Here is a 24,159-nt window from a genome sequence, read left to right on the forward strand (position 1 = left end):
CGGATCGAAGATGCCGCCGATCCGTGAAAACAGGAAAACCCGCACGGAAAAACCGCGCGGGTTCAATGGGATAGATTAGCTTCTTGCAGTCAGTCGGCGTCGTCTAGGAACTTCCACACGAGCCCGCCGAGCGCGCCACCCGCAAGCGGCGCAATCCAGAACAGCCAGAGCTGCTGCAGCGCCCAGCCGCCGACGAAAAGCGCCTGGCCGGTGGAACGCGCCGGATTGACCGAGGTATTCGTCACAGGGATAGAAACGAGATGGATCAGCGTCAGCCCGAGGCCGATCGCCAGCGGCGCGAAGCCGGCGGGCACCCGACTGCTGGTCGACCCCAAGATGATGATCAGGAAGAACATGGTCAGCAGCACTTCGATCAGCAGCGCCGAGAGCAGTGAATAACCGCCCGGAGAATGATCGGCATATCCGTTGGCGGCAAAGCCGCCGAGTTCGAAACCCGCCTTGCCGCTGGCGATGAGATAGAGCAGCGCCGCCGCGGCGATGGCGCCGACAACCTGCGCGACAATATAGGGAACGAGGCGCGCCGCCGGAAACCGTCCGGCAACCGTAAGGCCGAGGGAGACGGCGGGATTGAAATGACCGCCCGAAATACCGCCCACGGCATAGGCCATTGTGAGCACGGTCAGGCCGAACGCAAAGGCCACGCCGGCGAAACCAATGCCCAGCTCGGGGTAGGCCGCGGCCAGCACGGCACTGCCGCATCCGCCGAAGACCAGCCAGAACGTGCCGAGAAACTCGGCAACTAGACTCTTTTGCATGCGCGCCTCCTAAACCTCAACCAAGAGTTTAAACAAATCCGCTACAATTTGATTCCGGTCAAGCTGGCGGACATTGCCGTGGCAAGCTTCACGCAAGGATCGAGAAACGGGTTCGAGTGCGACGCGAGGAGACGTTTTCTCTGACCTGAAATTGGGTTAAGACCCGCCCGCCTCCCAAGGCGCTTCATAAAAATACTGATTGGAATGAAAATGATAGACGCGATCTCCGCATCGCCGACTCCTGCCTCGAACAGTGCGCAAGTCAATTCCCCGGCTCGCGTTCTCATCGCCAGTCTTGTCGGCACCACCATCGAATTCTTCGACTTCTACGTCTACGCGACGGCAGCCGTCCTCGTCTTCCCGCATCTCTTTTTCCCGGCAAGTGATTCGAACGCCGCAACGCTGCAGTCGCTCGTCACCTTCTCGATCGCCTTCTTCGCCCGCCCCATCGGCGCCGTGATTTTTGGCCATTTCGGCGATCGCATCGGCCGCAAAGCGACGCTCGTCGCCGCACTGATGACGATGGGGCTTTCGACCGTCCTGATCGGCATGCTGCCCGGCTATGATGCGATCGGCATCGCAGCACCCTTGTTGCTGGCGCTTTGCCGCTTCGGCCAGGGCCTCGGCCTCGGCGGCGAATGGGGCGGCGCCGTTCTGCTTGCCACCGAAAACGCTCCTCCCGGCAAGCGCAGCTGGTACGCCATGTTCCCGCAGCTCGGCGCGCCGATCGGCTTCATCCTCTCCTCCGGCTTCTTCCTCATCCTGACGGAAACGATGAGCAACGAGGACTTCCTCGACTACGGATGGCGCATTCCCTTCATCGCCAGCCTCGCCCTTGTCGCCGTCGGCCTCTATGTCCGCCTGAAGATCGCCGAGACGCCGGAATTCCGCAAAGCCGTCGAAAAGCACGAGCGCGTCGCCGTGCCGATCGAGGTGGTCTTCCGCGGTCATCTGCGCAGCCTGATTCTCGGCACCTTCATCGCCGTGGCGACCTTCGTGCTGTTCTACCTGATGACGGTCTTCACGCTCTCCTGGGGCACGACACCCTTGGAGAAAGGCGGGCTCGGCTATTCCCGCGAGCAGTTTCTGGTCGTCCAGCTTGTCGGCGTCGTCTTCTTCGGCCTGACGATCCCGCTCTCCGGCTGGCTCTCCGATCTCTATTCGCGCCGCACCATCCTGACGCTGACGACGATTGCCATCGCCATCTTCGGCTTCTTCTACGCGACGCTGTTGACCAGCGGTCTCACAGGCGCTTTCCTGTGCTCGATCATCGGCCTCGCCTTGATGGGCTTCACCTATGGTCCGATCGGCGCTGCCCTTGCCGCGCCCTTCCCGACCATGGTGCGCTATACCGGCGCCTCGATGACCTTCAACCTCGGCGGCATCTTCGGCGCCTCGCTCGCCCCTTATATCGCCACCTGGCTCGCCACCCATTACAGCCTCGACTATGTCGGCTACTATCTCGCCGCCTCCGCCGTGATCTCGCTGGTTTGCATCCGGCTGTCGGGCCGCGAGGAAGTCTGAACCTCGAGCAGCAAGTGAATAACAGGCCGCGACGGCTAACGTCGCGGCTTTTTTATTGATGCCGTGAGCACTTCCGGTTAACCGGAACACTCATGGTAAAACGGGGAACAGATCATGCGATGCCTCATTACCGGCGCGGCCGGCTTTGTCGGGAGGCCTCTCGTCGAGAGACTGCATGGAGAGCGGATATGCGAGCTTGCGGTAACGACGCGGTCTGCAGCCGCCAGCTTCCCGACATCTGTGCGGCATTTCCCCGCCGAAATATCCAGCGAAAGCGACTGGACAGCGGTTCTCGAGGGTATTGATGTCATCGTCCATCTCGCCGCTCGTGTTCACATCATGAACGACCGCGCAGCCGATCCGCTCGCGGATTTTCGTCGGATCAACACCGCCGCCACGTTGAACCTCGCCGAGCAGGCCGCCCGCGCGGGCGTAAAAAGGTTCGTCTTCATCAGCAGCATCAAGGTCAATGGCGAGGAGAACGATCGGCCCTTCCGGCACGACGATACGCCAATGCCGATCGATCCCTATGGCATTTCGAAGCTGGAAACTGAAATCGGGCTGCATGAAATCGCCGCCCGAACAGGCATGGAAGTCGTGGTCATTCGCCCGCCGCTCGTTTATGGACCCGGCGCGCGGGGCAACTTCGCCCTGCTCGTCGGACTTGTCCGCAAGAAGATACCGCTCCCCTTCGCGTCGCTGAAGAACCGCCGGACACTGGTCGCGCTTCCAAATCTCGTCGATCTGATCATCACTGGGATGAAGCATCCGGGTGCTGCCGGCGAGACCTTTCTCGCAGGCGATGGAGAAGACCTTTCAACTCCCGGGCTTATCGAAGGGATTGCCGCAGGGCTGGGTGTCAAACCGATGCTGCTCCCCTTCCCCCCCGCCCTGTTGCAGATGGGCGCGAGAATCACGGGAAAGAGCGCCGTCTACCAGCGTCTTTGTGGTTCCCTGCAGGTCGATATATCCCGTGCCCGCGACGTGCTCGGCTGGTCGCCCCTCGTCACGCCGCGCGAAGGCCTGAAGCTTGCGGTGACGTAAACCATTATTCGCTCGTCACACCGTGGAACGGACGCACTTCACGGCCGGGCATGAAGACGCCGAGGCGTTTGATTTCCCATTCGAGCTTGATGCCGTTTTTTTCGAAGACCTCGCGGCGCACCTGTTCGCCGAGATATTCGAGATCGTAGCCGGTCGCCTGCCCCATGTTGATCATGAAGTTGCAGTGCAGCGACGACATCTGTGCTCCGCCGATGACGAGACCGCGGCAGCCTGCCTCGTCGACCAGTTTCCAGGCCGAATGACCGGCCGGGTTCTTGAAGGTCGAGCCGCCGGTCTTTTCGCGCACCGGCTGCACCGTCTCGCGGTGATTGCGCACGGCGTCCATCTCGGCGCGGATCTGGGCGCGGTCTTCCGGATAGCCCTCGAACAGCACGGAGGTGAAGATCAGATCGGCGGGCGCTGCCGAATACCGATAGGAATAGCCCATCTCGGCATTGGAGAGCACATGCTTGTTGCCCTTGCGATCGACCGCATTGACTTCGATCAGCCGCTCCCGCGTCTCCACACCGTTGGCCCCGGCATTCATGCGCGCCGCGCCACCGATGCCGCCCGGAATTCCGTAGAAGAAATGGAAGCCGCCGATGCCGTTGTCCATCGCCATCGCCGCCACATGTTTATCAGGGCAGATGGCGCCGGCGAGAATCCGGTTTTCGCCGGCAAGCTCGACGAAGCCGAACCCCTTGGCCGACAGGCGCAGCACGACGCCGGGAATGCCGCCGTCGCGCACCAGGATGTTGGAGCCGACGCCGACCACCGTCAGCGGCACCTCTTCCGGCAATATCTTCAGGAAGGCGACGAGATCGTCGATATCATGCGGCTGGAACATCAGCTCGGCCAGGCCACCGGCCCTGAACCAGGTGACACGGTCCATCGGGGCATCCGGCGTGATACGACCGCGGATATCCTTTACACCGTCTCCGAGAGACGCGAGAAGCTTTTCCCCATTCACCTGTTTCATACGGACTTTCCCGATAGGCCTTCCAGTTGCTTGGGCAGTGCCGCTGCCCAGGATGTAATGCTCCCAGCCCCCAACAGAACCACGAAATCGCCAGGCTTTGCAACCTCCGCGACCATCTGCGGCAGAAGCTCCGCCGAAGTTAGAAAGCGGGCGTCGCGATGGCCGCCGGATTTTATGCGCGAGACCAGCGACACGGAATCGATACCCTCGATCGGATCCTCCCCCGCCGCATAGACGGGTGCCAGGAAGATGCTGTCGGCATCGTTGAAGCAGGCGGCGAATTCCTCGAACAGGCTCGCAAGACGGCTAAAGCGATGCGGCTGGTGGACGGCGATGACACGCCCCTTGCAGGATTCTCGAGCGGCGCGCAGCACCGCCTTGATCTCGACGGGATGGTGGCCGTAATCGTCGAAGATCTGCACGTCGTTCCACTCGCCGGTCAGTGTGAAACGGCGCTTGACGCCACCGAAGGAGGCAAGCCCCTTGGCGATATCGGCGCTCGATATGCCGAGCCGGTTGGCAACGGCAATCGCCGCCGTCGCGTTGGAAATATTATGCCGTCCCGGCATCGGCATGACCAGCCCCTTGAGCTCGATTACCTGGCCGGTGCGGCGGCGGCGGATTTCGACGTCGAAGATCGAGCGCGTGCCGTCGATGCGCACATTCTTGAAGCGCACGTCGGCCTGCGGGTTCTCGCCATAGGTGATGATCTTGCGATCCTCGATGCGGCCGACCAGCGACTGCACCTCGGGATGGTCGAGACACATGACGCCGAAGCCGTAGAACGGCACGTTCTCGACGAACTGCCGGAAGGCGGCGCGCACGGCGTCGAAATTGCCGTAATGGTCAAGATGTTCCGGGTCGATATTGGTGATGACCGCGACGTCGGCCGGAAGCTTCAGGAAGGTGCCGTCCGATTCGTCGGCCTCGACCACCATCCACTCGCCCTCGCCCATGCGGGCATTGGTGCCGTAGGCGTTGATGATCCCGCCGTTGATGACGGTCGGGTCGAGCCCACCGGCTTCGAGCAGTGTGGCGACCAGCGAGGTGGTCGTCGTCTTGCCATGCGTGCCGCCGATGGCGATCGCATTGCGGAAACGCATCAGCTCGGCCAGCATTTCGGCGCGGCGCACCACCGGCAGCAACTTTTCGCGCGCGGCGATGAGCTCCGGATTGCTCTTCTTGATCGCCGTCGAGACGACGACGACTTCGGCCTCACCCAGGTTTTCGGCCCGGTGACCGACGAAAACCTCGATGCCCTTTTCGCGCAGGCGCTGGACGTTGGCGCTGTCGGCCTGGTCAGATCCCTGCACCTTGTGGCCGAGATTGTGCAGCACCTCGGCAATGCCGCTCATGCCGATGCCGCCGATGCCGATGAAATGGACGAGACCGATCGTCTTCGGCAGTTTCATGCGCGTGTCCTCTTGAATTCCGCTATTGTCCGTCTGGCGGCAATAGCCTCAACCATGTCGGCAAGCAAGTTCGCAGCGTCGGGTTTCCCGGCGAGTTTCGCCGCCGCCGCCATATGCGCAAGCTTTTCCGGATCGTTCATGACAGCCGTCAGGATCGCCGCGATCTTCTCCGGCGAAAGCTCCGACTGGGCGATTACCTTCGCCCCACCGGCCGCAGCGAGTGCCGCCGCATTCGCCGCCTGGTCGTGATCGAGAGCGTGCGGGTAAGGCACAAGGATGGCAGGCCTGCCGATGACGGAGATTTCCGAAACCGTCGAGGCGCCCGAACGGCAGATGACGAGATGCGCCCTCGCCAGCCTCTCGGCCATGTCGGTGAAGAAGGGGGCGATATCGGCATCCATCTCCAGCTTGGCGACGCAGCCGCTGACCATCTCCATGTCCTCGGGACGCACCTGCTGAGTGATGCGCAGACGCACGCGAAGCGCATCGTCGAGCAGACTGATCGCCGTCGGCAGCGTCTTAGAGAAATATTGCGCACCCTGGCTGCCGCCGAAGACGACGAGATTGAAAGCGTCGCCCGCATGCGACGGCGTGTAAGGCACCTCGGCTGCGGCGATGATCGCCGGTCGGACTGGATTGCCTGTCGTCACCGTCTTGTCCGGAAAGGCACCGCTCCCCTCCGGCAGGAAACCGCCGGCAATGGCCTGCACGCGGGTTGCCAAGGCCTTGTTGGCGCGCCCCATCACCGCATTCTGCTCGTGGATCATCGAGGGCACGCCGAGCCGGGTGGCGGCAAGCAGCGGCGGCACGGTGGGATAACCGCCGAAACCGACGACGACGACCGGCTGCAGCCGCTGGATCAGCTTCTTTGCCGCCCGCATGCCGCTCCAGAGCGTCCATAGCGAGCGGGCGACGGCGAGCGGGTTCTTCGAGCCGATCGTCGCCGACGGCACGACATGGATTTCCTCGGCCGGGAACTTGCCGGCATAACGCTCCGCCCGGCTATCCGTGACGAGATGCACCGAATAGCCGCGCTCCTTCAGCTTGAAGGCCAGCGCCTCCGCCGGGAACACATGGCCGCCGGTCCCCCCGGCGGCAAGCAGCACGATGCCATTGCTCATGGTCTTCTACTCCGCCGGCAAACCGTGCGGGACGCGAAAGAGGCTCCGGTCCTGTGCGCGTTTTTCCGGTCGATGGCGCGTCAGCGCCAGAATGAAGCCGGCGGTGACGCAGATCGCCACCATAGACGAGCCGCCATAGGAAATCAGCGGCAGCGTCATACCCTTTGCCGGCAGCAGTTCGAGATTGACGCCGATATTGATGATCGACTGGATGCCCAACTGCAGCACCAGGCCGGCGACGGCGAAGCGGTTGAAGTCGTTGCGCTCGCGATAGGCATGCGAGAGGCCGCGCAGCACCAGCACTGTAAACAGCGCGACGAGCGCCATGCAGAACACGATGCCGAATTCCTCGGCCGCGACCGAGAAGATGAAGTCGGTATGCGCATCCGGGATGATGCGCTTGACGATGCCTTCGCCCGGTCCCTGGCCGAACCAGCTGCCGCGGATGATTGCCTCGCGCGCGGTATCGATCTGGAAAGTATCACCCTCGCCTGTCATGAATTTGTCTATTCGGCCGGCGACGTGCGGAAAGACGTAATAGGCGCTGAGCAGGCCGCCGGCGCCGCCGATACCGAGCAGCACGATCCAGATCCATGGCATGCCGGCCATGAAGAACATCCCGCCCCAGACGGCCGTGGTCAGGATGGTCTGGCCGAGGTCCGGCTGCGCGACGAGAAGGGCCGCGACGATGCCGAACAGAATGATGGCAAAGAGATTGCCGGGAATCTCCGGCTGGCGCGCATGTTCGGCGAAAAGCCAGGCACAAACCACGACGAAGGCAGGCTTCATGAATTCCGACGGCTGGACGGAAAGGCCGGCGATCCAGATCCAGCGTCTGCCACCCTTGACCTCCTGCCCGACGAACAGCACCAGCACCATCATCGCGACTGAGACGATAAGGATCAGGATCGCAGTGCGCCGCACCTGGCGCGGCGTCAGGAACGACAGCCCGAGCATGACAGCGATCGAGGGGATCATGAAGGCCGCATGGCGCTTGACGAAATGGAAGGGCTCGAGCCCGATGCGCTCGGCAACCGCAGGCGATGCCGCAAACGACAGCATGAAGCCGATGCCCATCAGGAAGATGAACATCGCCAGGAAGAAGCGGTCGATGGTCCAGAACCAATCGGCCAGAGGCCCACGTTCCGCGCGGCTTACCATGTCATTTCTCTCCTGTTGCCGGACCGATCAGCATCGTAATCCCGTCAAGCGCTGCCACGTGGCCGACGAAGGCTTCGCCCCTGACTTCGAAGTTCTTATACTGGTCGAAGCTTGCGCAAGCCGGGGATAACATCACGGCCGAAGCAGCGCTCTCGTCGCGTTCGGCATCGGCGGCCGCATGCGCGACGGCGCGCTCCAGCGTGCCCGAGATCTCGTAAGGCACGGCCTCGCCGAGCGTCGCGGCGAATTCCGCCGCCGCCTCACCGATCAGATAGGCCTTGGCGATGCGCGGAAAATAGGGAGCAAGCGTCGTGATCCCGCCAGCCTTCGGCAAGCCGCCGGCGATCCAATAGATGCGATCATAGCTCGAAAGAGCCGGTGCCGCGGCATCGGCATTGGTCGCCTTGGAATCGTTGACGAAAACGACGCGGCCACGCTGCCCGACCGGCTGCATGCGGTGCTTCAATCCGGGAAACGAGGCAAGACCGGTGCGGATGTCGTCGGCGGAAATCCCGACGGCGAGGCAGGCGGCGACGGAGGCTGCAGCATTCTGCGCATTATGGCTGCCGCGCAGCGTCTGGATGCCGTCGAGATCGGCGAAAGGCAGCATGGCGCCGCCGGCGGCCTGGATGAGTTTGGTGCCTTCGGCATAGATGCCATCGGCCAGCACGTTGCGGCGCGAAATACGGACCACCTTGACGCCTGCCCGCTCGACACGATCGGCAATCAGTGCCGAAAGGCTGTCGTCGACGCCGACGATCGCGACATCGCTGCCGGCGACCAGCCTTTCCTTGATATCGGCATAATGCTGCATGGTGCCGTGACGGTCGAGATGATCGGGCGTCAGGTTGAGCAGGATGCCGGCAGACGGGTCCAGCGTCGGCGCCAGATCGATCTGGTAGGAGGAGCATTCGACGACATAATAACGCTCGGCCTTCGGCGGATCGAGCGTCAGCACGGCCGTGCCGATATTGCCGCCGAGCTGCGTGTCGTAGCCTGATGATTTCAGGATATGGGCGATCAGCGCCGTCGTGGTCGACTTGCCGTTGGTCCCGGTTATGGCGATGAAGGGGCAATCCGGCGCGTGGGCGCGGCGCTCGCGCACGAAGAGTTCGACGTCGCCAACGATATCGACGCCGGCGGCCCGCGCCAGATCGACGGTCCAGTGCGGCTTCGGATGGGTGAGCGGCACGCCGGGCGACAGCACGAACAGCGCCTGCTGGCTCCAGTCGATGTTGTGCAGGTCTTCCGTCCTGATGCCTTCGGCAGCGGCCTTGGTGACACTGTCGGGGTTGTCGTCCCAGGCGGTCACATCGGCACCGCCTGATATCAGCGCCCGGGCGGTAGCGAAGCCGGAGCCGCCGAGCCCGAAGAGCGCGACCTTCCTGTCCTTGAGTGTCGTGACCGGGATCATCGCCGCCTCACCGGAGCTTCAGCGTCGAAAGGCCGAGCATGGCAAGGCCGACGGCGACGATCCAGAAGCGGATCACCACCTGGCTCTCGGTCCAGCCCTTCTTCTCGAAGTGATGATGGATCGGCGCCATCAGGAAGACACGCCGGCCGGTCATCTTGAAGAAGCCGACCTGGATGATAACCGACAGCGTCTCGATGACGAAGAGGCCGCCGATGATCGCCATGACGATCTCGTGCTTGGTGGCGACAGCGACGGTGCCGATCGTGCCGCCGAGTGCCAGCGACCCCGTGTCGCCCATGAAGATGGCAGCCGGCGGTGCATTGAACCAGAGGAAGCCGAGGCCAGCGCCGATGACGGCGCCGAGCACGACGGCGAGCTCGCCGGTACCGGGCACGAAATTGATCTGCAGGTAATTGGCAAACACCACATTGCCGGCGAGATAGGCGATGACGCCGAAGGAGGCGGCGGCGATCATCACCGGCACGATGGCAAGCCCGTCGAGACCGTCAGTCAGATTGACGGCATTGCCGGCGCCAACGATCACGAAGCCGCCGAAGACGACGAACATGATGCCGATATTGATCATGAAGTCTTTGAAGAAGGGAAAGGCGATCGAGGAGCCGAAGGTCGAACCCGCAATCCCCGAGGCAAGGGCGGTGCGCATCATGAAATAGACGGCGATCCCGGCGATGACGAATTCGATGCCAAGACGTGCCTTGCCGGAAAAGCCCATATGGCTCTGCTTCGTGACCTTGAGATAATCATCGTAGAAGCCGATCGCGCCGAAGCCCAGCGTCACCAGCAACGTGGCGACCACATAGACGTTGGAAAGATCGGCCCAGAGCAGCGACGCGCCGACGATGCCGGCGAGGATCATCAGCCCGCCCATGGTCGGAGTGCCGGCCTTCTTGAAATGTGTCTGCGGCCCATCGGCGCGGATCGGCTGGCCCTTGCCCTGCCGGATGCGCAGCGAATTGATGATCGTCGGCCCGAACAGGAAGACGATCAGCGCTGAGGTGAAGAGAGCAGCCCCCGTGCGGAAGGTAATATATCTGAACAGATTCAGAAATTTGAAATATTCCGACAGTTCGACAAGCCAGATCAGCATTCAGGGCCCCTTGTTTACCCGATCAAAATTCGCGTTGCGTGTCGGCAAATGGCGGGAACTTGTCAAGGAGCGCGGCGACGATCTTGCCGAAACCGATGCCCAGAGACGATTTCACCATCAACACGTCGCCTGGCGCGACCGAGTTCAATACATAATCCGTCAATTCGTCCGTGTTCTCGCGATATTCGACATGGACGCTTTCCGGCAGCGATTCCTTGAGCGCAGCCATCTCGCCTCCGGCGAGCCAGACATGCTCGATGCCGGCCGCAAGCAGCGGCACGGCAAGGTCGGTATGGACCTTTTGCGCATACTCGCCCATCTCAAGCATGTCGCCGAGCACGGCGATACGGCGTCCGCGGCCGGTCGGCTCGGAGGCCGCCAGCAGCGCGATCGCCGCGCGCATCGAGGCCGGATTGGCATTGTAGCTCTCGTCGATCAGCGTGAAGCTGCCGCCGCCGATGACAAGCCGGTGGCGCTTGCCCCTGCCCTTTTCCGGCTTCAGCGTCGCAAGCGCTTCGATCGCCTTCTGCATATCGGCGCCAACGATCTTGACGACGCCCAGCGCTGCGAGCGCATTCTCGGCGATATGGCGGCCTGGAGCGCCGAGCGCGACCTCCAGCGTCTCGCCGCCGATCGTCAGCCACAGCGTCGAATTCTCGTCAGAACCGTTGAATTCCGCGAGCCGGAATTCGGCCTTGGCATGCTGGCCGAAGGAATGGATATGCTCGATGCCGAGCGACTGCGCCGTGCGGTCGAGAAAATTGAACTGGTCGTTGTCGCGGTTGAGCACGACATGGCCGCGGGGTTCGAGCCCCTCGAAGATCTCGGCCTTGGCAGCGGCGATTTCCTTGATGTTCTTGAAATTGCCGAGATGCGCCGGCGCGATCGTCGTGATGATGGCGACATCGGGACGGATCATCGCCACCAGCGGCCGGATCTCGCCGGGATGGTTCATCCCGACTTCGAAGACGCCATAATCCGTATCCTCAGGCATGCGCGCCAGCGTCAGCGGCACACCCCAATGATTGTTGAAGGAGGCGACGGAGGCGTGCACCTTGCCGGAGGGCGCCAGCACATGCCGCAGCATTTCCTTGGTGGTCGTCTTGCCGACCGATCCTGTCACTGCGATGATCTGGGCCTGCGAGCGCTCACGCGAGGCAAGGCCGAGCCGGCCAAGTGCCGCGAGCACGTCTTCCACGACGATCATCGGCACCGTCAGGCGACCCATGGCCGGAAGTCTCGCCTCGCTGACGACGAGAAGGGAGGCGCCGTTCGCCATCGCCATCGAGGCGTAGTCGTGGCCGTCGACGCGGTCGCCCTTGATCGCAAAGAAGGCTGCGCCTGGAGTAATCGAGCGGCTGTCGATGGAAATGCCGGTGATGCCTTCGGGCAGCGTGCCGAAAGGGCGCCCCGCCATCGCTGCGATCATGTCTTCCGTCGTCCAGAGCCAGCTCAAGATTTCAACTCCTCCAAGGCCTTGCGCACCTCCGCATGATCGGAGAACGGTAGGGTGACGCCGCCGACCGTCTGCCCTTCCTCGTGCCCCTTGCCGGCGACGATCAGCGTATCGCCGGATCTCAGCATGTCGACAGCCTCGCGGATCGCCATGGCGCGATCGGCGATTTCCGCCGCGCAGTTTGCTGCCGCCATGATCTCCGCGCGGATCGAGGCCGGTTCCTCAGAACGCGGGTTATCGTCGGTGACGATAACGACGTCGGCAAGACGACAGGCGATTTCGCCCATGATCGGCCGTTTGCCGCGGTCACGGTCGCCGCCGCAGCCGAAAACGACAATGACACGGCCGGTGGTGAAGGGTCTGACCGAGCCCAGCACGTTTTCCAGCGCATCCGGCTTGTGGGCGTAGTCGACATAGGCGAGCGCGCCGTCTTTCGTATGGCCGACGAGTTCGAGACGGCCGGACGCGCCGACGAGCTTCTCGAGCGCGGCCATAGCAACCTTCGCCTCAACGCCGGTCGACATGGCAAGCCCTGCAGCAACCAAAGCGTTGGCCACCTGAAAATCGCCGGCCAGCGGAATGTCCACCTCGAAGATCTCGCCGCCGATATGGATCTCGGCCATCTGCTTGTGGCGGAAGTGCTCGACGCGCTTCAACGAGAGGTAATCGCCCTTTCGCCCGACGGTACGAATGTCGTGACCGGCATGGGTCGCGGCCTTGATCGCCTGCGCCGACCACGGATCGTCGGCAAAAATCACCGCCGGCGATCCCTTCGGCAGCAGCGTATCGAAAAGCCGCATCTTGGCGGCCATGTAGGCCTCGACGGTCGGATGATAATCCATGTGGTCGCGGCCGAGATTGGTGAAGGCGGCGGCGGCAAGCCTGACCCCATCAAGCCGGCACTGGTCGAGACCGTGGCTCGACGCCTCCATGGCGGCATGTGTCACGCCTTCTCCGGCAAGTTCCGCCAGCAGCTGATGCAGCGACACCGGATCGGGCGTCGTCAACGAGCCATATTCGTTTCGCGTCGGCGAGACGACGCCGGTCGTGCCGATCATCGCGGCCGCATGGCCGGCATGCGCCCAGATCTGCCGGGTGAAAGAAGCGACGGAGGTTTTGCCCGCGGTGCCGGTGACGGCGACCATGGTGTCGGGCTGCCTGTCGTGGAAACGTGCGGCGGCGATGGAAAGGAAACGGCGCGGCTCCTTGACCGCAAGCACGGGGATCGAAGCATCGACGGCTTGGGAGGCGATCGCGACGGCAGCACCGCGGCCGGCGGCATCCACGATGAAGCCCGCGCCGTCCGCCCTGGTGCCGGCGACCGCGACGAAGACATTGCCCGGCGCCACCTTGCGGCTATCCGAAGACAGGCCTGAAATATCAAGCAGGCCTGCCGGGCCTTCGAGCTGTGCTTCAAGTTCCGGAAACTGATCTCCGGCCAGGTCTCGCAATTTCATCGAATGCACTTTTCTCTCTTGAAGCCGGTTCACCCCTCGCGAATCGGCGTCGATATTCATTCACACTCAATAAGACACCAGCAAGGCCGATCCGCCCTCCCCGAATTTCGGTTCGATGCCGAGAATAGGGGCCGCACGCCTGATGATCTCGCGGGCGATCGGGCCGGCGGTACCGGCGGAGATCGTTCCGCCATAGGCTTTCTCGCCGGTCTTCGGCTCGTCGCAGAAAGTGATCACGGCATATTTGGGATCGTTCATGGGGAATGCGGCGATGAAGGAATTGAAATTCAGGGTTGACGAATAACGGCCGTTCACCACCTTGTCCGCCGTACCGGTCTTACTGCCGACGGAAAAGCCCGGGACGCGGGCGACACGCCCGGATCCCTTGTAGCCGTTGAAGTCGAGGAGATAGCGGATCTCGTCGCTGGTGGTCTTCTTGATCACCTGCGTGGCGATCTCATCGGCCTGTTCGCGTGTACGCGGCAGGAATGTCGGCTCGATCAGTTTGCCGCCGTTGACGAGAGCGGCGGCAGCCACTCCTGTCTGCAGCGCCGTCGTCGAGACGCCATGGCCGAAGGAAATCGTGATCGAATTGATCTTCTTCCAGACGCGCGGCTGGCTCGGCATCTTCACTTCAGGCAACTCGGTCTGCATCTTCGTCAAGAGGCCGAACTTGGTGAGATAGTCCTTCTGCGCATCGATGCCGACCATATCGATGACGCGCGCCGTACCGATATTCGAAGAATACTGGAAAATCTCAGGCACGGTCAGCCAGCGGCGCTGCCCGTGAAAATCGTGGATGGTGAAGCCGCCGATATAGATCGATTTGCTGGCATCGAAACTGTCGGTCATCTTCACCTTGCCGCTGTCGAGCGCCATGGCCAGCGAAAAGGTCTTGAAGGTCGAACCCATTTCGAAGGTGCCGTTGGTCATCCGGTTGAGCCAACCCTCCTTGGCGCCTTCCTGCGGATCGTTCGGATCGAAATCCGGCGCCGATGCCATCGCCAGCACTTCTCCCGTATGCACGTCGATGACCGCGGCACCGGCGCCTTTGGCCTGGAAGTTGTTGACGGCGTTGACGACCGCGTCCCGGACAATGTTCTGCACGCGCAGGTCGATCGACAGTCGTACCGGCTCGAGCGGCTGGTCGCTGGTCATGCCGACGGAAGCGAGATCGGCAAGCCCCTGGTCGTCGATAAATTTCTCCATGCCGGCGACACCGCGGTTGTCGATGTTGACGTAACCGAGGATATGCGCGGCGGTCGCCCCGCCCGGATAGAAGCGGCGCTTCTCTGGCCGGAAGCCGATGCCGGGAATGCCGAGCGCCAGGATCTGGCTCTGCTGCTTCGGCGTCAGTTGCCGGCGCAGCCAGGCGAAATGCGAGGTCTTGACCGAGAGCTTCTTATAAGTGTCTCTGACGTCGAGTTCGGGCAGCACCGTTGCAAGCTTCTCGACCGCCTCGTCGGCATCGACGATCTTGTTCGGTTCGGCAAACAGCGAGACGGTGCGGATGTCGGTGGCCAGCACCTCGCCGTTGCGGTCGAGAATGTCGGGGCGCGATGCCATCAGCCGGTCGGGCGGCAGGATGCTGGAGACGACCTCCTGGTCCTTCATCGCATATTCGACGAGACGGCCGCCGATGACGGCGTAGACGCCCATGAAGCCAAGGATCAGCAGGCCGACCCGGCTTTTTGCCTGCCCTGATTTCTTCTTGCGCGATCCCTCGATCGCCAGGCCGGCGGGGGATGGACCGCCAAACCGGTTATAGACGCCGGCGGAGAAATGCGCTTGGCTCTTCAGAACCATGATGCGGGAAAGGAACGACATTATTCCTCCACCGATCCGGTTTCGATCTGGTCTGCATCCTCAGCCTCGCCGCGCGGCGCAGGCATCGGAATGGGCTGCGCCTTGGCGGTGGCTTGCGCGCCCTTGGTGCCTGGCGCGCCTTTGGCGGTGGCCACGGTCGCGCTCTTGGCGCTGGCCTCGGTCGCGCTCTTGGCGCTGGCCACGGTCGCGCCCTTGGCGCTGACCTTAGCCTCCGTCACGTCAGGCACGGGAACCTCAGATTTCAGCATCGGCAATTCCTTGGCATGCACGAGCGCCGTCGATTCCGTCGGCTGCAGCTTCAATTCTTCATTATAGGCCTTGACCAGACGCTCCAGCCGGTTCGGCTGCGATTGCAGCGCCCAGTCGGCCTTGAGAAGGTCAATCGTGTCCTTCTCAAGCTTGATCTCTGCTTCGAGGCGATGAACCTCCTCGACCTTCAATTCGGCGCGGTGCTTGATCGTGTAGGTCACGGTGGCGGTGGCCGTCATGACGCCGATGAGCACGAGATCGAACGTTTTCAGCATATCAACCTCCAAGCTTTCCGAGACTGGCAAGATTGGGAAACCCGAAGAGCGACATATCCGCGGCTTCGGCGGCGGCGTCCGTCCTCAGACCGGCGCGCAGCTTCGCGGAGCGGGCGCGCGGATTGATCTCCGCCTCCGCCTCGCTTGCAGAAACCATTGGCTTGCCGATCGCCGCAAAGGTTGCCGCCCGCTCATGCGCGACCGGCAGATGCCGCGAACCCGAAGCCTTGCCGGCGCGATCGGAGAAGAACTTCTTGACGATGCGGTCTTCGAGCGAATGAAAGGTGACGACGACAAGCCGCCCGCCGGGCTTCAGTACCGTTTCCGCCGCAAACAGCGCCTGCGCCAGTTCGCCGAGCTCGTTGTTGACGAAGATGCGCAAGGCCTGGAAGACGCGCGTTGCAGGATGGATCTTGTCCTTCATCTTGCGCGGCGTGACGAGTTCGATGAGACCGGCGAGATCGCGTGTCGTTTCGAACGGTTTTTCCTCGCGTCGCTTCTCGATCGCATGGGCGATGCGCGGCGCCTGGCTTTCCTCGCCGAGAAAATGGAAGATGCGGATGAGATCGGCGACTTTGGCGCGGTTGACGACATCGGCGGCCGAAACGCCTTCGGCCGACATGCGCATATCGAGCGGCCCGTTCTTCTGGAAGGAGAAGCCACGTTCGGCCTCGTCGATCTGCATGGAGGAGACGCCGATATCGAGCACGACGCCGTCGAGCCCGCCTTGCGGCGCATGATCGGCAAGATGCGAGAATTGCGAATGAACGAGCCTGAGACGACCGCCATAGGCGGCAACCATCGCTTGGCCGGCCGCAATCGCCGTCGGATCGCGATCGAGCGCGATCACCTCGGCGCCGGCAGCAAGAATGGCTGAACTATAACCGCCGGCACCGAACGTACCGTCGAGGATGAGTTTGCCGGGCGCGGGCGCCAATGCAGCAAGGACTTCAGCGAGAAGAACAGGAATGTGACGAACCGGTCCGCCACCGGCATCAGTTGAACCTCCGCCAGGATTCGCCACCATTCCGTTCCCTCGTTCTTTCAGGAACGCTTGCCCGCCAGCTTGCGCTCCCCCCGTGCCTGCGCCTGCGCGGCCACAAAAGCCTGCGGCTGCCAGAGCTGAAAATGATCCGCCCGACCGACGAAGGTCACTTCGTCCGAGATGCCGGTAAAGCCACGAATGAAATCCGTGACCATCAGCCGCCCCTCGGCGTCGAGCTTCATGAAGACCCCGCCTCCATGAATAAGAAGCGACATCTCGTTCGCATCCGGCGAAAACGGATCCTCCGCAGCAATCTGCCGTTCGAATCTTTCGAGAAGATCCGGACCGCCGATACTGATCGCCGGAAACACAAAGTCCTGGAAGCAGTAGAGCTCCTGGACATTGCGCTGCGCCAGCACGGAACGGAAAGCCGACGGCACGGAAACCCTGCCCTTGGCGTCGATCCTGTTGGTCGCGTTCGAAAGGAAGCGGCTCATGACACGAAACATCCGTTCCCGCAGGGATCCGGACGACCAAAAGACGCCCGAAACTCCCAATATCAGGCACAGCTTCGCAAGCCGGATGAGCGAAAACCCCTCCGACGCTTCCGGAGAGGAAGACGCCTTTGCTTTGCGATAAATGGGCAGATAATTGCCCTGGTGCAGTGCGCATTTGGGATAGCATGGGACCATATGGGCGTCAATGGGATACGCCCATTTTGCAATAGACGCATGATCAAAAATTTATAAGCCGTTAAGTTTAACAAAGGGTTAGCGGCGTCATCTTACAATTGACACGCATTGGTATCCCTACAGGAAAAATCCATCCAATGGATGCATAAACATCTGCTTGAAAACAGCCGGTTTCAGCGACTTACGCTGAAAATCCAGCTGCCGCGCGGTCAAGATGATAATCGCCAGTTGGCCTGTAAGCCGGGTTCTGTATGGCTCCGGCGTGAACCGGAACGTGGCAGCCATTCCTCTGGGACAGCGTTCGCACGCTGCCTCACGCAACCCACCCGGATGACTGGCCTGGAAACCAGCCGGAAGGCCTTTCGGCCTACCGCGTCATCCCTATTCGGTCTTGCTCCCGGTGGGGTTTACCGTGCCATTTCCGTTGCCGGAGATGCGGTGGGCTCTTACCCCACCCTTTCACCCTTACCTGTCATGACAGGCGGTTTGCTTTCTGTGGCACTTTCCCTGAGGTCGCCCTCGCCGGACGTTATCCGGCACCGTGTTTCCGTGGAGCCCGGACTTTCCTCACCCTACCGCCTTTCGGCATTGGTAAAGCGCGGCTGCCCAGCCAACTGGCAGGGCTCCCATAAACGAGAGAGATCGCAATTGCTATCGAAATCAAAATTTACTTACCGAAATTGTGGTGTGAAATCCGTGGAATAGCCCTGTTCGCTGATTCCGCCTGACAAAAGCAGCTCGGCCCCAAGCCGACCGATTTCGTCCGAGCTCTTGGCCGAGGTGCCGGCGCAGCCCGTCAGCACCGCGATCTCGGGCGATGAGCTATAGCCAATCATCGGATAGCCGCTTTCCGTATGCGACACGACGCAGGCGGCCGTCGAAATTGAAAGCGGCACCATATCGGGCACGAGACCGTCCACGATGCGTTTGAGATGCGCGTGCACCGTATCGCGCCCCTCGGTCTTGAACCAGGCGCGCATTTCCGTATCGTCGCTGAGCGCCAGATCGTCAGGATCGCCGCCGATCTTCAGGTAGAATTTGCCGTCGGGATACCGGATCGGCGGCAGCAGATAGATATCGATGCCGGGCGCCCGGAGAATGAGCGACGGCATCGTGGCCAGGCGCGCCGCGTCGGCCTCGCTTACCTCGAAAAGCGTCACGGTCCGGGCATAAACCGTCATAGCAACAGGTTGCGGCAACAGATTCTCCGCAATGGAAAATCCGCCAGCTGCCAGCAGCACCTTTTCAGCACGATGGGTCAGGCCACCTGATGTCTCGACGACAGCCGACCCACCTTCGCTGCGGATCGAAACGACATGATCGCGGATGACGGCCGCACCAGCCTTTTCCGCCAGCAACGATTGGGCTTTCACAAGCTTGCGCGGACTGATGTGGCCGGCCCCCCTCGCCTCGAAGACGCCCGCGCCCCCATCGGGAAAGGCGAAGAAGGGAAAGGCGGCTTTCAGCCCCTGCTCGTCGAGCAGGCTGGTCTCGACGCCGAGCGAAATGGCGGCCTGTCGGGTTTTCTCGAGATAATCGCCCCCGGTCGGCGCGACGACGACGCAGCCGACCTCGCGATAGAAATCGATGCCGCTGTCGCGGGCGATCTCGCCATAACGGCTGATCGAACGGTTGGCGAGCAGCGCCCAATTGCGGTCGGGATCGATGGTACGAGTGATACGCCCCTCGTCGTAATGACTGGCGAAGACGCCCTGATGCGCCTTGCGATCATCAGGCTCGTCCGGGCCGATGACGGCGACGCCATCCGTCTGGCGTGCTAGATATTTTGCGGCCGCGGCACCCATCATGCCGCGGCCGATAACGATAAACCTGAAATCGACTGCCATATCGCACCTCGCTAAATTCCAGCGATACCATGGCAATCGTCTTGAATCATCCAACCCTTGTCAGGGATAAGCGCTTCAGGCTCAGAGCATTGCCAGAACCTTGCCGCAATAGGACTTGGACACCGGGTTCATGCGCGTGGCGCCATGGCCGGCATTGTATTTGAGGATTGTGTTACAGGTCTCGCCACCACCGAGATCATGGGCGGCAGCCAGATATTTCATGCCGTACTTGATGTTGGTTTCCGGATCGAACAGGCCCTTGGCGCTGCCGGAATAGCCCATCATGCGGGCGGTTGCAGGCTTTATCTGCATCAGGCCGATTTCACCGTGGCTGCCGCGCGCATTCGGATTGAAATTGCTTTCGATGCGGATGACCGCGGTCGCAAGCGCAACCGGTACATCATATTGGCTCGCATATTTGCTGATCAGTGCGGAATAGGAATTGCCGGAAACATCGGCGACGGGATAACCGCTCTGGCGCTCGACCGTCTTCAGCGGGCGTTCCGCCGTCTTGAGCGGACGCTTCACCGGCTTGACCGAACGGTCCGCTTTCTTCAACGGACGCTCTGTCTTCTTCGAAGGACGCTCGACTTTCTTCACCGGCGCATCGGCTCGCACGCCCCAATCATTCGCAAAGGCAAAGCTATTTCCCGCCAGCACCATGCCAACGCATGTTGCAGCAACAACAATCAGTTTTCTCATGTAGTCTTGAACACTCCGACCCAAAGAATTTCCGGACTGCGCGCCTCGCCGTCATAATGAATACCAGATCAAGGATCGATCGGGATTCACGGTAATTCTTATCGTTTCACATAACGCCCGTGGTTTAACTCGAAAACAACCCCGAGCACCGCTTGGCGGACGTTCTTAGACCATCGCAATGAGGAGATAATAGGGAAATGATGTGGCAGGCGGAATTTCGCGCTGCAGTGCGAAATTCGGCGTTTCAGTAATTGCCGAGGAATCAGGAATAACGCGGCAGCGCCGACAGCAGCCGGTGCAACGTGTCGATCGTCGAGAAATCGGCGATACCATCCACCCGTTCGGGCCGAAAATGGCGCTGGAAAGCTTCGACGTCGCCCGCCGTTTTTTCCGAGAATTCACCCGTAATTTCAGCGCTGTAACCATAGAGAGACAGCATCGACTGCAGCGCTTCCACAGGTTGACCGGTATCGCCGCGTTGGAAGAAGCGCCCACCGGTGATCGTTGCCGGCTCGACCCAGTGCCCAATGCCCGCTTGGTGGAGCGCGGCCCAGGGGAATTTCTCGCCCGGATCGACCTTGCGGATCGGAGCGACATCGGAATGCCCGAGGACCCGTTCAGGTGTGATCGACCAACGTTTGACACAGTCGCGACACAATTCGATCACCGCGGCGATCTGTTCTTTCGGATAATCAGGAAGCCCGCCCGGATGGCCGGCATTGGCGATCTCGATGCCGATCGACAGCGAATTGATATCGGTCTCGCCGTGCCAGCTGCTTTTTCCCGCATGCCAGGCACGCCGCATTTCCGGCACGAGCTGCACGACCTCGCCATTCTCATGCACGAAATAATGGCTGGAAACCTGGCTTTCGGCGCGACAGAGCCAGTCGAGCGCACCATCTGCCGTCGGCATGCCGGTATAGTGCAGCAGGATCATATCGGGACGGCGCCCGTCCGCCCGTTCGCCATGGTTCGGCGAAGGCTGCACGCGGGCGCTTCTGCAGTCGGCCTCGAAAGAGGTCATGCGGCGCGGCGTTCCTTCTCGATCGCCTCATAGGCCGCGTTCAGCGCCGCCATGCGCTCATTGGCGATCACATGGAATTCCTTCGGCACGCCGCGCGAAATCAGCCGGTCGGGATGATGTTCGCTGACGAGGCCGTGGTAACGGCGGCGGATGGTCGGGAAATCATCGGAAGGCGAGACGCCGAGAACCTTGTAGGGATCGCCGCCGGACGAGACGTGGCGGGCGGCGATCTGCTCGAAGCGGATCTCGCTCATCTGGAAGATCTCGCCGATATGGCGCAGGAAATTCAGTTCCTTCTCATGGATCAGCCCGTCGGCCTTGGCGATGTGGAAGAGGCCGTCGAGCACGTCTTCCAGCACCGGGCAATTGGCCGCACAGGTTACGCAGAGCGTCGAGAGCCGTTCGGCATAGGCTTCGTAGCCGGCGACGTCCTGGCGCGCGAGATTGTAGAGCCTGGCGACATTCTTCGCCTGATCCTGCGGAAACTCGAAGATTTCGCGAAAGGCTTCGACCTCCTTCTCGCTGACGATGCCGTCAGCCTTGGCCATCTTGGCCGACAGCGCGATGATCGCCACCGAGAAAGCCACCTTACGCCGGGTCTCGGGATCGCCTTCAAAAACCGTGCGGATAGCCTCGACCACCGCAGACAGCGCATTGCCTGCAGTATTGCCAATGGCATTCAACAGTTTTTCCCAGAAGGACATCGAAAATCTCACACACTTGTCAACTTATAGAGAAACAGCTTGACCAAAGAATCGCAGCCTTTGCAAGGCGACTATTCGTCGTAGGGCCGAACACAGTTTTCACGATTTGGTAATTGTCGCACCGCAACAAACGATTCATCACGCCCGCTTTCATCTCGCGTGAGGGCATGGACGGCGGTCGCCGGCATTGCCCGGGCACGTGGATTCCGGAACGCGCGGCGGAAATTTCCACGGGCAGTTCTCGACAAGCAGACCGGGTTGAAACGATTATATCAGCACTTCGCCTCGCCTTTGCGGTCTAACACGGCAGAAACGCGCATTTTTCGTAAATTCTTTACTTTACAGGGCCCTTCCCCTGCCGCATCCATGCGCTAGCTAACGCTGCCGCACCGAAACACCTAGGAGGAATCATGGCCAAACAGAAAGTCGCAATGCTGACCGCCGGAGGCCTGGCGCCCTGTCTTTCGTCCGCCGTCGGCGGCCTTATCGAACGCTATAGCGACGTCGCGCCCGAACTCGAAATCGTCGCTTACAAGTCGGGCTACCAGGGTGTGCTCCTCGGCGACAGCATCGAGATCAGCCGCGCGATGCGCGAAAAGGCGCCGCTGCTGCACCGCTACGGTGGCTCGCCGATCGGCAACAGCCGCGTCAAGCTCACCAATGCCGCCGACTGCGTCAAGCGCGGCCTGGTCAAGGAAGGCGAGAATCCGCTGCGGGTCGCCGCCGAACGCCTCGCCAATGACGGCATCACCATTCTCCACACGATCGGCGGCGACGACACCAACACCACGGCCGCCGACCTTGCCGCCTACCTCGCCGCCAACGGCTACGATCTCACCGTCGTCGGCCTGCCGAAGACTGTCGACAACGACGTCGTGCCGATCCGCCAGTCGCTCGGCGCCTGGACGGCCGCCGAAGTCGGCGCGCATTTCTTCGACAATGTCGGCAACGAGCAGACCGCCGCCCCCCGCACCCTCGTCATCCATGAAGTCATGGGCCGCCATTGCGGTTGGCTGACGGCCGCCACCGCCCGCGCCTATCTGCAGCGCACCAGCCGCAACCAGTATGTCGACGGCCTGATGATGGACGCGCACCTGAAGAGTATCGACGCCGTCTACCTGCCTGAGATGGCCTTCGACCTCGACGCCGAGGCCGCCCGGCTGAAGGAAAGCATGGACCGCAACGGCCACGCCACAGTCTTCGTCTCGGAAGGCGCCTGCCTCGACGCCATCGTCGCCGAGCGCGAAGCCGCCGGCGAGACCGTCAAGCGCGATGCTTTCGGCCATGTGAAAATCGACACGATCAATGTCGGCGCCTGGTTCCAGAAGCAGTTCGCCAATCTGCTCGACGCCGAGCGTTCCCTGGTGCAGAAATCAGGTTATTTCGCCCGCTCGGCGCCGGCCAACGGCGATGACCTCAGACTGATCCAGAGCATGGTCGATCTCGCCGTCGAAAGCGCGCTCAATAAAGTCTCCGGCGTCACCGGCCATGATGAAGGCCAGAACGGTAAATTGCGCACTATAGAATTCCCGCGCATCAAGGGCGGCAAGGCTTTTGACCTTTCGACGGCATGGTTTGCCGAAGTCATGGACAATATAGGCCAGAAATACAAAGAAGCGTGATTGACGGATGGTTAATATGATGTCTTTGCTTGTTCCTGAGGAATAGGAGGAGACACCATGTCACTTGAAGCTTGGCTCGCTTTTGCGGCCGCATCCGCCATCATGCTGGCCATACCGGGGCCGACGATACTGCTCGTCGTTTCCTATGCGCTCGGTCATGGGCGCCGGACGGCGTTCGCGACGGTGGGCGGCGTGGCGCTTGGTGACTTCACAGCGATGACGGCCTCTCTCTTCGGTCTCGGCGCCGTCCTGGCCGCCTCCGCGACCCTCTTCACCGTCTTGAAGTGGATCGGCGGCGCCTACCTGATCTGGCTGGGAATCAAGCTCTGGCGGGCTCCCATCATCGGCGAACCGATTGCCGACAACGACAACCTGCCGGAGGAGAAGTCGCTCAAGATTTTCCTCCACGCCTATGTCGTCACCGCCCTCAATCCGAAGAGCATCATCTTCTTCGTCGCCTTCGTGCCGCAGTTCCTCAATCCGGCCCTGCCCTTCCTCGGGCAGATGGCGATCATGGAAGCCACCTTCCTCGTGCTCGCAATCCTCAACGCTTCCACCTATGCCTTTCTCGCCCATAGCGCGCGCGGCCTGATTCGCAAGGCGAGCATCCAGCGCGCCGTAAACCGAACCGGAGGCACTCTGCTGATCGCTGCAGGCGCCGTAACGGCCGGGTATCGCCGTATTGCAGCGTAGAAATATTCCGAAATATTCCGTGGTTGCCGGAATGTCACGAATAGGTTAATGGGGTCACCAAGGCTTAAGGCTTTTGGTAACTTTTAT

The 24,159-nt window shown here is 61.6% G+C and carries 21 protein-coding genes and 1 other RNA gene; 4 read left to right on the forward strand and 18 right to left on the reverse strand.

Annotation, left to right across the window (positions count from 1 at the left end; all coding sequences use genetic code 11):
* Positions 1 to 89: 89 nt before the first annotated feature.
* Positions 90 to 776 carry an aquaporin Z gene (aqpZ, locus tag RlegSU303_RS15300; protein ID WP_131720672.1) on the reverse strand — a complete coding sequence of 229 codons (687 nt, stop codon included), beginning with the start codon at positions 774 to 776 and terminating at the stop codon, positions 90 to 92.
* A 210-nt stretch (positions 777 to 986) separates the two neighbouring features.
* On the opposite strand from aqpZ, the gene RlegSU303_RS15305 reads away from it, so the two are divergent.
* Positions 987 to 2,300: an MFS transporter gene (locus RlegSU303_RS15305; RefSeq protein ID WP_131710114.1), complete on the forward strand. Its 1,314-nt coding sequence runs from the start codon at positions 987 to 989 to the stop codon at positions 2,298 to 2,300.
* A gap of 114 nt (positions 2,301 to 2,414) precedes the next feature.
* On the forward strand, positions 2,415 to 3,344 hold the full coding sequence (locus tag RlegSU303_RS15310; RefSeq protein WP_151518206.1) for a UDP-glucose 4-epimerase family protein: 930 nt from the start codon (positions 2,415 to 2,417) through the stop codon (positions 3,342 to 3,344).
* Positions 3,345 to 3,348: 4 nt separating this feature from the next.
* Here RlegSU303_RS15310 and murB read toward each other — a convergent pair whose 3' ends face one another.
* From murB to RlegSU303_RS15395, 17 genes are all read right to left on the reverse strand, one after another.
* Positions 3,349 to 4,323 (reverse strand): UDP-N-acetylmuramate dehydrogenase, encoded by a 975-nt coding sequence (gene murB / locus RlegSU303_RS15315; RefSeq protein WP_131720225.1) that lies wholly within the window; start codon positions 4,321 to 4,323, stop codon positions 3,349 to 3,351.
* Entirely contained in the window at positions 4,320 to 5,735 is a 1,416-nt protein-coding gene (gene murC, locus RlegSU303_RS15320; RefSeq protein WP_017961300.1) for a UDP-N-acetylmuramate--L-alanine ligase, read from the reverse strand. The genes murB and murC overlap by 4 nt, the downstream gene beginning before the upstream one ends.
* Complete coding sequence (murG, locus tag RlegSU303_RS15325; protein WP_017961301.1) at positions 5,732 to 6,856, reverse strand: undecaprenyldiphospho-muramoylpentapeptide beta-N-acetylglucosaminyltransferase; 1,125 nt, start codon at positions 6,854 to 6,856, stop codon at positions 5,732 to 5,734. Before murG ends, murC begins: the two co-directional genes overlap by 4 nt.
* A gap of 6 nt (positions 6,857 to 6,862) precedes the next feature.
* Positions 6,863 to 8,017 carry a putative lipid II flippase FtsW gene (gene ftsW / locus RlegSU303_RS15330; RefSeq protein ID WP_017961302.1) on the reverse strand — a complete coding sequence of 385 codons (1,155 nt, stop codon included), beginning with the start codon at positions 8,015 to 8,017 and terminating at the stop codon, positions 6,863 to 6,865.
* 1 nt (position 8,018) lies between these two features.
* Positions 8,019 to 9,431, reverse strand: coding sequence for a UDP-N-acetylmuramoyl-L-alanine--D-glutamate ligase (murD, locus tag RlegSU303_RS15335; RefSeq protein ID WP_131628506.1), 1,413 nt, complete (start codon positions 9,429 to 9,431; stop codon positions 8,019 to 8,021).
* Between the two features lie 7 nt (positions 9,432 to 9,438).
* Positions 9,439 to 10,539 (reverse strand): phospho-N-acetylmuramoyl-pentapeptide-transferase, encoded by a 1,101-nt coding sequence (gene mraY, locus RlegSU303_RS15340; RefSeq protein WP_003541415.1) that lies wholly within the window; start codon positions 10,537 to 10,539, stop codon positions 9,439 to 9,441.
* A 22-nt stretch (positions 10,540 to 10,561) separates the two neighbouring features.
* A complete protein-coding gene (locus tag RlegSU303_RS15345) occupies positions 10,562 to 11,995 on the reverse strand; it encodes a UDP-N-acetylmuramoylalanyl-D-glutamyl-2,6-diaminopimelate--D-alanyl-D-alanine ligase (protein WP_131720224.1) in 1,434 nt (477 codons plus the stop codon).
* The gene (locus tag RlegSU303_RS15350; protein ID WP_131720223.1) at positions 11,992 to 13,512 is read right to left on the reverse strand and encodes a UDP-N-acetylmuramoyl-L-alanyl-D-glutamate--2,6-diaminopimelate ligase; all 1,521 of its coding nucleotides are present in this window, start codon (positions 13,510 to 13,512) and stop codon (positions 11,992 to 11,994) included. Before RlegSU303_RS15350 ends, RlegSU303_RS15345 begins: the two co-directional genes overlap by 4 nt.
* 6 nt (positions 13,513 to 13,518) lie before the next feature.
* Positions 13,519 to 15,279 (reverse strand): peptidoglycan D,D-transpeptidase FtsI family protein, encoded by a 1,761-nt coding sequence (locus RlegSU303_RS15355; RefSeq protein ID WP_072637785.1) that lies wholly within the window; start codon positions 15,277 to 15,279, stop codon positions 13,519 to 13,521.
* On the reverse strand, positions 15,279 to 15,803 hold the full coding sequence (gene ftsL, locus RlegSU303_RS15360) for a cell division protein FtsL (protein WP_131720222.1): 525 nt from the start codon (positions 15,801 to 15,803) through the stop codon (positions 15,279 to 15,281). Before ftsL ends, RlegSU303_RS15355 begins: the two co-directional genes overlap by 1 nt.
* A gap of 1 nt (position 15,804) precedes the next feature.
* Positions 15,805 to 16,830: a 16S rRNA (cytosine(1402)-N(4))-methyltransferase RsmH gene (gene rsmH / locus RlegSU303_RS15365; RefSeq protein ID WP_131628510.1), complete on the reverse strand. Its 1,026-nt coding sequence runs from the start codon at positions 16,828 to 16,830 to the stop codon at positions 15,805 to 15,807.
* A gap of 17 nt (positions 16,831 to 16,847) precedes the next feature.
* The gene (mraZ, locus tag RlegSU303_RS15370; RefSeq protein WP_025395324.1) at positions 16,848 to 17,285 is read right to left on the reverse strand and encodes a division/cell wall cluster transcriptional repressor MraZ; all 438 of its coding nucleotides are present in this window, start codon (positions 17,283 to 17,285) and stop codon (positions 16,848 to 16,850) included.
* A 415-nt stretch (positions 17,286 to 17,700) separates the two neighbouring features.
* Positions 17,701 to 18,098: RNase P RNA component class A (rnpB, locus tag RlegSU303_RS15375), an RNA gene on the reverse strand.
* A gap of 53 nt (positions 18,099 to 18,151) precedes the next feature.
* Positions 18,152 to 19,327: an NAD(P)/FAD-dependent oxidoreductase gene (locus RlegSU303_RS15380; protein ID WP_131628511.1), complete on the reverse strand. Its 1,176-nt coding sequence runs from the start codon at positions 19,325 to 19,327 to the stop codon at positions 18,152 to 18,154.
* 81 nt (positions 19,328 to 19,408) lie between these two features.
* Complete coding sequence (locus tag RlegSU303_RS15385; RefSeq protein ID WP_131628512.1) at positions 19,409 to 20,029, reverse strand: lytic transglycosylase domain-containing protein; 621 nt, start codon at positions 20,027 to 20,029, stop codon at positions 19,409 to 19,411.
* Between the two features lie 262 nt (positions 20,030 to 20,291).
* Entirely contained in the window at positions 20,292 to 21,053 is a 762-nt protein-coding gene (locus RlegSU303_RS15390) for an N-acetylmuramoyl-L-alanine amidase (protein ID WP_131720221.1), read from the reverse strand.
* Positions 21,050 to 21,757 (reverse strand): J domain-containing protein, encoded by a 708-nt coding sequence (locus tag RlegSU303_RS15395; protein ID WP_017961314.1) that lies wholly within the window; start codon positions 21,755 to 21,757, stop codon positions 21,050 to 21,052. The genes RlegSU303_RS15390 and RlegSU303_RS15395 overlap by 4 nt, the downstream gene beginning before the upstream one ends.
* A 410-nt stretch (positions 21,758 to 22,167) precedes the next feature.
* On the opposite strand from RlegSU303_RS15395, the gene RlegSU303_RS15400 reads away from it, so the two are divergent.
* On the forward strand, positions 22,168 to 23,379 hold the full coding sequence (locus tag RlegSU303_RS15400; protein ID WP_020050848.1) for a pyrophosphate--fructose-6-phosphate 1-phosphotransferase: 1,212 nt from the start codon (positions 22,168 to 22,170) through the stop codon (positions 23,377 to 23,379).
* A gap of 57 nt (positions 23,380 to 23,436) precedes the next feature.
* A complete protein-coding gene (locus RlegSU303_RS15405) occupies positions 23,437 to 24,072 on the forward strand; it encodes a LysE family translocator (protein WP_017961316.1) in 636 nt (211 codons plus the stop codon).
* Positions 24,073 to 24,159 lie beyond the last annotated feature (87 nt).

Origin of the sequence: Rhizobium sp. SU303, from assembly GCF_021052345.1 — a bacterium.
GTDB lineage: Bacteria > Pseudomonadota > Alphaproteobacteria > Rhizobiales > Rhizobiaceae > Rhizobium > Rhizobium laguerreae.

Bases quoted from the DNA above. Each gene is read 5' to 3' on its own strand.
- murD (WP_131628506.1), bottom strand. From the start codon at position 9,431: ATGATCCCGGTCACGACACTCAAGGACAGGAAGGTCGCGCTCTTCGGG.
- murG (WP_017961301.1), bottom strand. From the start codon at position 6,856: ATGAGCAATGGCATCGTGCTGCTTGCCGCCGGGGGGACCGGCGGCCAT.
- RlegSU303_RS15395 (WP_017961314.1), bottom strand. From the start codon at position 21,757: ATGTCCTTCTGGGAAAAACTGTTGAATGCCATTGGCAATACTGCAGGC.
- ftsW (WP_017961302.1), bottom strand. From the start codon at position 8,017: ATGGTAAGCCGCGCGGAACGTGGGCCTCTGGCCGATTGGTTCTGGACC.
- RlegSU303_RS15405 (WP_017961316.1), top strand. From the start codon at position 23,437: ATGTCACTTGAAGCTTGGCTCGCTTTTGCGGCCGCATCCGCCATCATG.
- murC (WP_017961300.1), bottom strand. From the start codon at position 5,735: ATGAAACTGCCGAAGACGATCGGTCTCGTCCATTTCATCGGCATCGGC.
- RlegSU303_RS15310 (WP_151518206.1), top strand. From the start codon at position 2,415: ATGCGATGCCTCATTACCGGCGCGGCCGGCTTTGTCGGGAGGCCTCTC.
- rsmH (WP_131628510.1), bottom strand. From the start codon at position 16,830: ATGGTGGCGAATCCTGGCGGAGGTTCAACTGATGCCGGTGGCGGACCG.
- mraZ (WP_025395324.1), bottom strand. From the start codon at position 17,285: ATGAGCCGCTTCCTTTCGAACGCGACCAACAGGATCGACGCCAAGGGC.
- aqpZ (WP_131720672.1), bottom strand. From the start codon at position 776: ATGCAAAAGAGTCTAGTTGCCGAGTTTCTCGGCACGTTCTGGCTGGTC.
- RlegSU303_RS15390 (WP_131720221.1), bottom strand. From the start codon at position 21,053: ATGACCTCTTTCGAGGCCGACTGCAGAAGCGCCCGCGTGCAGCCTTCG.
- RlegSU303_RS15355 (WP_072637785.1), bottom strand. From the start codon at position 15,279: ATGTCGTTCCTTTCCCGCATCATGGTTCTGAAGAGCCAAGCGCATTTC.
- RlegSU303_RS15400 (WP_020050848.1), top strand. From the start codon at position 22,168: ATGGCCAAACAGAAAGTCGCAATGCTGACCGCCGGAGGCCTGGCGCCC.
- mraY (WP_003541415.1), bottom strand. From the start codon at position 10,539: ATGCTGATCTGGCTTGTCGAACTGTCGGAATATTTCAAATTTCTGAAT.
- RlegSU303_RS15385 (WP_131628512.1), bottom strand. From the start codon at position 20,029: ATGAGAAAACTGATTGTTGTTGCTGCAACATGCGTTGGCATGGTGCTG.
- RlegSU303_RS15380 (WP_131628511.1), bottom strand. From the start codon at position 19,327: ATGGCAGTCGATTTCAGGTTTATCGTTATCGGCCGCGGCATGATGGGT.
- RlegSU303_RS15350 (WP_131720223.1), bottom strand. From the start codon at position 13,512: ATGAATATCGACGCCGATTCGCGAGGGGTGAACCGGCTTCAAGAGAGA.
- ftsL (WP_131720222.1), bottom strand. From the start codon at position 15,803: ATGCTGAAAACGTTCGATCTCGTGCTCATCGGCGTCATGACGGCCACC.
- RlegSU303_RS15305 (WP_131710114.1), top strand. From the start codon at position 987: ATGATAGACGCGATCTCCGCATCGCCGACTCCTGCCTCGAACAGTGCG.
- murB (WP_131720225.1), bottom strand. From the start codon at position 4,323: ATGAAACAGGTGAATGGGGAAAAGCTTCTCGCGTCTCTCGGAGACGGT.